The organism is Aeromicrobium sp. 636 (genome assembly GCF_024433585.1).
Classification (GTDB): domain Bacteria; phylum Actinomycetota; class Actinomycetes; order Propionibacteriales; family Nocardioidaceae; genus Aeromicrobium; species Aeromicrobium senzhongii.
Window position 1 is genome coordinate 1 of sequence record NZ_WNJU01000009.1, and the last position, 5,757, is coordinate 5,757.

Annotated in this window: 3 rRNA genes; all 3 read right to left on the reverse strand. The window is 55.5% G+C overall.

Annotation, left to right across the window (positions count from 1 at the left end):
- Positions 1-158: 158 nt before the first annotated feature.
- Positions 159-275, reverse strand: a 5S ribosomal RNA gene (gene rrf, locus GL325_RS15510).
- A gap of 96 nt (positions 276-371) precedes the next feature.
- Positions 372-3,479 (reverse strand): 23S ribosomal RNA (locus tag GL325_RS15515).
- Between the two features lie 340 nt (positions 3,480-3,819).
- Positions 3,820-5,339, reverse strand: a 16S ribosomal RNA gene (locus GL325_RS15520).
- Together the 16S, 23S and 5S rRNA genes form the textbook arrangement of a ribosomal RNA operon.
- Between the last annotated feature and the right edge of the window lie 418 nt (positions 5,340-5,757).

Genomic DNA, 5,757 nt, shown 5'->3' on the forward strand with positions numbered 1-5,757 from the left:
GCCGTTGCGGGATCCGCCGCTGTTGTTGTTGCGGCCTCGGCCGGCGGGGTTGCGTGATTCAGCCATGTTCTCGGGTCCTTCCGCGAGGTGTGCCCTCACGATAGGGGCACAAATGCAGCAAGGCCGCTCCCAAAGGGAGCGGCCTCGCGCTAATGATTGTCCGGCGACGTCCTACTCTCCCACACCGTCTCCAGTGCAGTACCATCGGCGCTGAAGGGCTTGACTTCCGGGTTCGGAATGTTACCGGGTATTTCCCCTTCGCCATGGTCGCCGAAACTCTATAGAGATATCAACAAGCCTTGGTGACTCTTTCGAGTCTGGCTCCCGATCATATCTCGGGAACCTCACAGTGGACGCGGTCAAACTTTGTAAGAAACAAGCCCTCGGCCTATTAGTACCGGTCAGCTCCATGCATTGCTGCACTTCTACTTCCGGCCTATCAACCCAGTGGTCTGCTGGGGGCCTTACCTGGTTAACCAGTGGGAAACCTCATCTTGAAACATGCTTCCCGCTTAGATGCTTTCAGCGGTTATCACTTCCGAACGTAGCCAACCAGCCGTGCTCTTGGCAGAACAACTGGCACACCAGAGGTTCGTCCACCCCGGTCCTCTCGTACTAGGGGCAGCCTTTCTCAAGTTTCCTACGCGCGCGGCGGATAGGGACCGAACTGTCTCACGACGTTCTAAACCCAGCTCGCGTGCCGCTTTAATGGGCGAACAGCCCAACCCTTGGGACCTGCTACGGCCCCAGGATGCGACGAGCCGACATCGAGGTGCCAAACCATCCCGTCGATATGGACTCTTGGGGAAGATCAGCCTGTTATCCCCGGGGTACCTTTTATCCGTTGAGCGACGCCGCTTCCACATGCCAGCGCCGGATCACTAGTTCCGACTTTCGTCCCTGCTCGAGCTGTCACTCTCACAGTCAAGCTCCCTTGTGCACTTACACTCGAAACCTGATTGCCAACCAGGCTGAGGGAACCTTTGAGCGCCTCCGTTACATTTTAGGAGGCAACCGCCCCAGTTAAACTACCCATCAGGCACTGTCCCTGATCCGGATAACGGACCTAGGTTAGATATCTAGTACGACCAGAGTGGTATTTCAACGTTGACTCCACCTGAACTGGCGTCCAAGCTTCACAGTCTCCCACCTATCCTACACAAGTCGAACCAAACACCAATACCAAACTATAGTAAAGGTCCCGGGGTCTTTCCGTCCTGCCGCGCGTAACGAGCATCTTTACTCGTAGTGCAATTTCGCCGAGTTCATGGTTGAGACAGCGCCCAAGTCGTTACTCCATTCGTGCAGGTCGGAACTTACCCGACAAGGAATTTCGCTACCTTAGGATGGTTATAGTTACCACCGCCGTTTACTGGGGCTTAAGTTCTGTGCTTCGCTTGCGCTAACACGTCCCCTTAACCTTCCAGCACCGGGCAGGAGTCAGTCCATATACGGCGTCTTTCGACTTAGCATGGACCTGTGTTTTTAGTAAACAGTCGCTTGGGCCTGGTCTCTGCGGCCTTCAACGCTTCTCAGAGCAAGTCTGATAACGCATCCGGCCCCCCTTCTCCCGAAGTTACGGGGGCATTTTGCCGAGTTCCTTAACCATGATTCTCTCGATCACCTTAGTATTCTCTACTTGACCACCTGAGTCGGTTTGGGGTACGGGCGGCTTTGAATCTCGCTAGATGCTTTTCTCGGCAGCATAGGATCACTCACACTCCGCTAAGCGGGTGGCATCGGCTCTCAGACATATGAGTGACGGATTTGCCTATCACTCGTCCTACGACCTTACCCGTGGACTACCATCGCCACGGATGAGCTACCTTCCTGCGTCACACCATTGCTTGCCTACTACCAGATCGGGTCATGCGCTCTGCCGCACCATTGTCTCCGAAGAGACGGAAGGTGCGGTTTCGGGCACTTAGCATCACTGGATTCAGCATGGGCGATTCAACGCCGGTACGGGAATATCAACCCGTTGTCCATCGACTACGCCTGTCGGCCTCGCCTTAGGTCCCGACTTACCCAGGGAAGATTAGCTTGACCCTGGAACCCTTGGTCATTCGGTGGAAGAGTTTCTCACTCTTCATTCGCTACTCATGCCTGCATTCTCACTCGTGTCGCATCCACGGCTGGGTTACCCCGCCGCTTCGCTCGCGACACGACGCTCCCCTACCGATCCACACGGCTGGACCACGAAGGCCTACCTCATGTGTGAATCCCATAGCTTCGGTGGATTGCTTGAGCCCCGCTAAATTGTCGGCGCGGAATTACTTGACCAGTGAGCTATTACGCACTCTTTCAAGGGTGGCTGCTTCTAAGCCAACCTCCTGGTTGTCTCTGCGACTCCACATCCTTTTCCACTTAGCAATCGCTTTGGGACCTTAGCTGATGGTCTGGGCTGTTTCCCTCTCGACAATGGAGCTTATCCCCCACTGTCTCACTGCCACGCTCTCACTTACCGGCATTCGGAGTTTGGTTGAGTTCAGTAAGCTTGTAGGCCCCCTAGCCCATCCAGTGCTCTACCTCCGGTAAGAAACGCGTGACGCTGCACCTAAATGCATTTCGGGGAGAACCAGCTATCACGGAGTTTGATTGGCCTTTCACCCCTATCCACAGCTCATCCCCCCAGTTTTTAACCTAGGTGGGTTCGGTCCTCCACGCGGTCTTACCCGCGCTTCAACCTGGCCATGGATAGATCACTCCGCTTCGGGTCTAGATCGTGCAACTCAAGCGCCCTATTCGGACTCGCTTTCGCTACGGCTACGGCACTCGCCTTAACCTTGCTACACAACGCTAACTCGCAGGCTCATTCTTCAAAAGGCACGCTGTCACAATTCCCTAAGGAACAGCTCCAACGGATTGTATGCACACGGTTTCAGGTACTATTTCACTCCCCTCCCGGGGTACTTTTCACCTTTCCCTCACGGTACTAGTCCGCTATCGGTCATCGAGGAGTATTTAGGCTTAGCGGGTGGTCCCGCCAGATTCACACCGAATTTCAGGGGTTCGGTGTTACTCGGGATGACGCACAAGAGCCATGAGCTTACGGTTACGGGGATCTCACCCTCTATGTCACGACTTTCCAGTCGGTTTCACCTTCACTCATGGTTTATGACTCTTTGACTGCTCGGCAGAACAATCTGTGCGGTCCCACAACCCCCTGGATGCAACGCCTGCCGGCTATCACACACCCAAGGTTTAGCCTAGGTCCGGTTTCGCTCGCCACTACTACCGGAATCACTATTGTTTTCTCTTCCTGTGGGTACTGAGATGTTTCACTTCCCCACGTTCCCTCCAAACGCCCTATGTGTTCAGGCGCAGGTACTCAGACTTTCCTCTGAGTGGGTTTCCCCATTCGGACACCCCCGGATCACAGCTCGGTTGTCAACTCCCCGGGGCTTTTCGCAGACTCCAACGTCCTTCATCGGCTCTCGATGCCAAGGCATCCACCATGTGCACTTAGTAGCTTGTTATTACTACAAAGATGCTCGCGTCCACTGTGAAGTTCTCAAAATACGATCGGTCCCGTACAAATTTCCACGCCTACATCATTCCGAAGAATCATGTGGTTCGTGGGGGTGTACGGTCCGAGGAATCCAACATTAGATGCTGATCCCTCAGGACCCAACAGTGTGCCTGAGTTGACGCCGTGTCCCACCGAGTTTCCACGCTCCCCCGAAGAGGAGCAGTACTGACGATGTTCCGCCGGCGACAAGCCAAATAGTCGACGTCCACTAGTGAGCTGGACCGCGTCAGACATTTGCTGACGAACGAGTCCGCCTGGACTCCACGAGGGAGCCAGATGCTCCTTAGAAAGGAGGTGATCCAGCCGCACCTTCCGGTACGGCTACCTTGTTACGACTTCGTCCCAATCGCCAGCCCCACCTTCGACAGCTCCCTCCGTAAACGGTTGGGCCACTGGCTTCGGGTGTTGCCGACTTTCATGACGTGACGGGCGGTGTGTACAAGGCCCGGGAACGTATTCACCGCAGCGTTGCTGATCTGCGATTACTAGCGACTCCGACTTCATGGGGTCGAGTTGCAGACCCCAATCCGAACTGAGACCGGCTTTTTGGGATTCGCTCCACCTCGCGGTTTCGCAGCCCATTGTACCGGCCATTGTAGCATGCTTGAAGCCCTGGACATAAGGGGCATGAAGACTTGACGTCATCCCCACCTTCCTCCGAGTTGACCCCGGCAGTCTCCTATGAGTCCCCACCATTACGTGCTGGCAACATAGGACGAGGGTTGCGCTCGTTGCGGGACTTAACCCAACATCTCACGACACGAGCTGACGACAGCCATGCACCACCTGTATACCGACCACAAGGGGGCGCCTATCTCTAGGCGTTTCCGGCATATGTCAAACCCAGGTAAGGTTCTTCGCGTTGCATCGAATTAATCAGCATGCTCCGCCGCTTGTGCGGGCCCCCGTCAATTCCTTTGAGTTTTAGCCTTGCGGCCGTACTCCCCAGGCGGGGCGCTTAATGCGTTAGCTGCGGCACGGAGACCGTGGAAGGTCCCCACACCTAGCGCCCAACGTTTACGGCATGGACTACCAGGGTATCTAATCCTGTTCGCTCCCCATGCTTTCGCTCCTCAGCGTCAGGTAATGCCCAGAGAACCGCCTTCGCCACCGGTGTTCCTCCTGATATCTGCGCATTCCACCGCTACACCAGGAATTCCGTTCTCCCCTGCATACCTCTAGTTTGCCCGTATCGTAAGCACGCTCAGGGTTGAGCCCTGAGTTTTCACTTCCGACGTGACAAACCGCCTACGAGCCCTTTACGCCCAATAATTCCGGACAACGCTCGGACCCTACGTATTACCGCGGCTGCTGGCACGTAGTTGGCCGGTCCTTCTTCTGCAGGTACCGTCACTTTCGCTTCGTCCCTGCTGAAAGAGGTTTACAACCCGAAGGCCGTCATCCCTCACGCGGCGTTGCTGGATCAGGCTTTCGCCCATTGTCCAATATTCCCCACTGCTGCCTCCCGTAGGAGTCTGGGCCGTGTCTCAGTCCCAGTGTGGCCGGTCACCCTCTCAGGCCGGCTACCCGTCGTCGCCTTGGTGAGCCATTACCTCACCAACAAGCTGATAGGCCGCGAGTCCATCCCATTCCGCCGGAGCTTTCCACCACCAGAAGATGCCTTCGGTGGTCGTATTCGGCATTAGCCAGCGTTTCCACTGGTTATTCCGATGAATGGGGCAGGTTACTCACGTGTTACTCACCCGTTCGCCGCTCGTGTACTCCCGAAGGAGCCTTACCGCTCGACTTGCATGTGTTAAGCACGCCGCCAGCGTTCGTCCTGAGCCAGGATCAAACTCTCCGTTGAAAATTTCCCACACCCGAAGGCATGGTCAACATCTAGAAAATTTGATTCCTGACAAGTTATGACTGCTGACAGTCATTAGTTGTCGGAATTGTCCCTGCGGCTCCGCGCGAAAACCAAACCACTTAAGGCCCAGAATTCCTTCGTTTGCCGCCGGGGTACTGATAATAATTCGTCGACTTTTGGCACACTGTTGAGTTCTCAAGGATCAGACGCACACCACCAACCCACCATCACTGGCAAGCCCGCAGGGCAACTCGTCTAATTTACATCGCCGTTTTCACCAGGTCAAACCCGGGTCGGTCACGATGTAGCGCTACGTTTTCCGCGGCCAGTCTCCGGCCCTCTCACGAGTGCCTGGCGTTAACCGCTTCGGTCTGCGCTTCGCTGCGCCGTTCGGTGCAACAAGAAGAACATTACA